The following is a 2,944-nucleotide window of genomic DNA, read 5'->3' as shown; positions in this document are numbered from 1 at the left end:
CAGCGTCAAGCGCGAGCCCGGCGGCGTCGTCTCCAACGCCCTGCATGCGCTGGACGAAGGCGCGGTGGTGGAGCTGTTCGCCCCGGCTGGCGACTTCACCCTGCAACCCGGCGACAAACCGTTGGTACTGATCAGCGGTGGCGTCGGCATCACCCCGACGCTGGCCATGCTCGAACAGGCACTGGCCACCGCGCGCCCGGTGCACTTCATCCACTGCGCGCGCAACGCCGGCGTGCATGCGTTCCGGCGCACGGTGGACACCCTGGCCGAGCGCCATGCGCAACTGCGGCGCTTCTACTGCTACGACGAACACGAAGGCGAAGCCGCCGCGCCCGACGCCGTCGGCCTGCTCACCGAGGACCGGCTGGCCGCGTGGCTGCCGGAGGACCGCGACGTGGACGCCTACTTCCTCGGCCCCAAGCCCTTCATGGCGGCGGTCAAGCGCCAGCTGAAGTCGCTCGGCGTACCGGAGCGGCAGACCCGCTACGAGTTCTTCGGCCCGGCCAGCGCCCTCGAATGAACCCACCGAGCCCGCGCCCGCGCGGGCTCCCTCTCCTGCCTTGACGGAGGTGAACCATGTTTCAACGCAACTGGGACCCGCAACACCTGCTCCATCTGGCCAGCGCGCTGATGCTCGGCGGCGTATTGCTCCTGCTGCTGGGCGTCAGCGGCGCCTATCTGTTCGATCAGTGGTTGCGCCTGCCGCTGGTGGTCGCCTGCCACGCGCTGGTGATCCTCGGCCCCACTGCACTGAAGATCGGCTACGTCATACGCCTGCTGGCCCAGCGCCAACTCGCCCTGGCGGCCTGACGCGGCAAGTTTCAGAGAACCTTTAAGTGCAACTACCGTTTCGCTGTAATTGCACGGCGCCATACGCACGAGCGATATAGGGAAAACCATTCGTCCGCCATCGCTGAAACAATGAAACTTCCATCGCAGCCCGGTCCTCTGAAACCATGAAGGCTGATGAATCTCTCTCATTGGCCGTTTCCAAAGTCTCTATCCAACTGAGGAGAAAAAGACATGGCAAATAACAACCCGGGCAACTTCGCCAACGATCGAGAGAAAGCATCCGAAGCCGGCCGCAAAGGCGGCCACAACAGCGGCGGCAACTTCGCCAACGACCGCGAGAAGGCCTCCGAGGCAGGCCGCAAGGGTGGCCAGAACAGCCACGGCGGTGGCCGCAGCAGCTGACAAAGCGGCCGACACCTGTAGTAAAAAGGCAAGAGCTTCGGCTCTTGCCTTTTTTATTAGCCGCAATTAACCACTGCGAACTTTCAGTATTTTATTGATGGCACTCGAATATTATTCCGCCAACAGCTCTACTCATTGAATTCACAACTTTCCGACAGGACAAAAACCCGACAGCCAGATTTACCGTATATCGGTCCATTAATTAGCGCTTTTGTTTTCCCCGCCGGCAGCGTTCTTGCCAGATGCTGTTCGGAGCGGCAAGGTGCATGGCACCGCAGCCAGGAACGCCACCGTGAACAACCCCGCCATCATCCAGAGTCTGCTGGACACCGACTTCTACAAACTGACGATGATGCAGGCCGTGCTGCATCACTACCCCAACGCCGAGGTGGAGTGGGCATTCCGCTGCCGCTCGGAAGAAGACCTCAGCCCCTACCTGAGCGCGGTACGCGAGCAGATCGAGGCGCTTGCCGAGCTAGCAATGAACGCCGAAGAACTGGCCTTCCTCGAACGCATCCCCTACATGCAGCCAGACTTCATCCGCTTTCTCGGCCTGTTTCGCTTCGACCTGCGTTACGTGCGCCTGGAAGTCGAAGCGGGCGAACTGGTGATCCACCTGCGCGGCCCGTGGCTGCACGTCATCCTCTTCGAGGTGCCGCTGCTGGCGATCATCAGCGAGGTGCGCAATCGGGCCCGCTACCCGCACGTGGGGCCGGAGCAGGCGCTCGAGCGGCTGGACGCCAAGTGCGCCTGGCTGCGCGAGCAAGCCACGCTCGAGGAACTGGCCGCTTTCAAGCTGGCGGATTTTGGCACCCGTCGGCGCTTTTCCTATGCAGTGCAGACCGCGGTGGTCGAGCGCCTCGCGCAGTCGTTCCCCGGCGACTTCGTCGGCACCAGCAACGTGCACCTGGCGCGCACGCTCGATCTGCGGCCGATGGGCACGATGGCGCACGAGTGGATCATGGCGCACCAGCAGCTCGGCCCACGGCTGATCGACAGCCAGCGCGCCGCGCTGGACTGCTGGGTTCGGGAATACCGTGGCGCGCTGGGGATCGCGCTGACCGACTGCATCACCATGGATGCCTTCCTACGCGACTTCGATCTGTACTTCGCCAAGCTGTTCGACGGCCTGCGCCATGACTCGGGCGACCCGCTGATCTGGGCGGAGAAAGCCATCGCCCATTACCACCGCCTGGGCATCGACCCGCGCAGCCGCCAGTTGGTGTTTTCCGACGGTCTGGACTTTCCCCGCGCGCTGACGATCCTGCGGGCGCTGGCCGGGCGCTGCCGGCCGAGCTTCGGCATCGGCACCGGGCTGACCTGCGACATCGCCGGCGTGGAGCCGACCAACATGGTGATCAAGATGACGGCGTGCAACGGCCAACCGGTGGCGAAGATTTCCGACTCGCCGGGCAAGACCCTGTGCCGCGACCCGGCGTTCGTCAGCTACCTGCGACATGTCTTCGCGGTAGTCGACAGCCCGGTCGCCAAAACCGCGGACTAGCGCTCCAGCACCGCCGTCACGGGCTGGACCATCGTGTATTCAGCGTGACCGTGCAGGCGGTTACGGCCGCCGGACTTGGCCTGGTACATGCGCTGGTCGGCAAGTTCCAGCAGCTGGCGGTAGTCCTCGGCGACATCCGCCAGGCGCTCGGAAAGACCGATGCTGGCGGTCAATGGCTGGCCATCCGGGCGCACGCCCAGACCGTTACCGGCCAGCCGGGCGAGCGCCCGGTGCGCCTGCTGCAGA

4 protein-coding genes and 1 pseudogene are annotated in these 2,944 nt (G+C 64.2%); 4 read left to right on the top strand and 1 reads right to left on the bottom strand.

The features are described from left to right. The 4 genes and pseudogenes from VGF12_RS07280 to pncB all read left to right on the top strand — a co-directional run. Positions 1-520: pseudogene (locus VGF12_RS07280) on the top strand (nitric oxide dioxygenase); the annotation flags it as partial. 56 nt (positions 521-576) lie between these two features. Then, complete coding sequence (locus VGF12_RS07275; RefSeq protein WP_043297534.1) at positions 577-810, top strand: hypothetical protein; 234 nt, start codon at positions 577-579, stop codon at positions 808-810. 213 nt (positions 811-1,023) lie between these two features. Continuing rightward, complete coding sequence (locus tag VGF12_RS07270; RefSeq protein ID WP_003290130.1) at positions 1,024-1,194, top strand: general stress protein; 171 nt, start codon at positions 1,024-1,026, stop codon at positions 1,192-1,194. A 292-nt stretch (positions 1,195-1,486) separates the two neighbouring features. Continuing rightward, positions 1,487-2,698: a nicotinate phosphoribosyltransferase gene (pncB, locus tag VGF12_RS07265; protein ID WP_331175374.1), complete on the top strand. Its 1,212-nt coding sequence runs from the start codon at positions 1,487-1,489 to the stop codon at positions 2,696-2,698. On the opposite strand, the gene VGF12_RS07260 is transcribed toward pncB, so the two are convergent. Then, the coding region (locus VGF12_RS07260) for a diguanylate cyclase domain-containing protein (protein ID WP_331175373.1) at positions 2,695-2,944 on the bottom strand (250 nt) is incomplete at its 5' end. The genes pncB and VGF12_RS07260 overlap by 4 nt on opposite strands.

This window comes from Roseateles sp., from assembly GCF_036404855.1.
Classification (GTDB): domain Bacteria; phylum Pseudomonadota; class Gammaproteobacteria; order Burkholderiales; family Burkholderiaceae_C; genus Pelomonas.
This window is presented reverse-complemented; position numbering and strand designations above follow the sequence as displayed.

Excerpts from the sequence above, each read along its gene's own strand:
- VGF12_RS07275 (WP_043297534.1), top strand. The coding sequence starts at position 577 with ATGTTTCAACGCAACTGGGACCCGCAACACCTGCTCCATCTGGCCAGC.
- VGF12_RS07270 (WP_003290130.1), top strand. The coding sequence starts at position 1,024 with ATGGCAAATAACAACCCGGGCAACTTCGCCAACGATCGAGAGAAAGCA.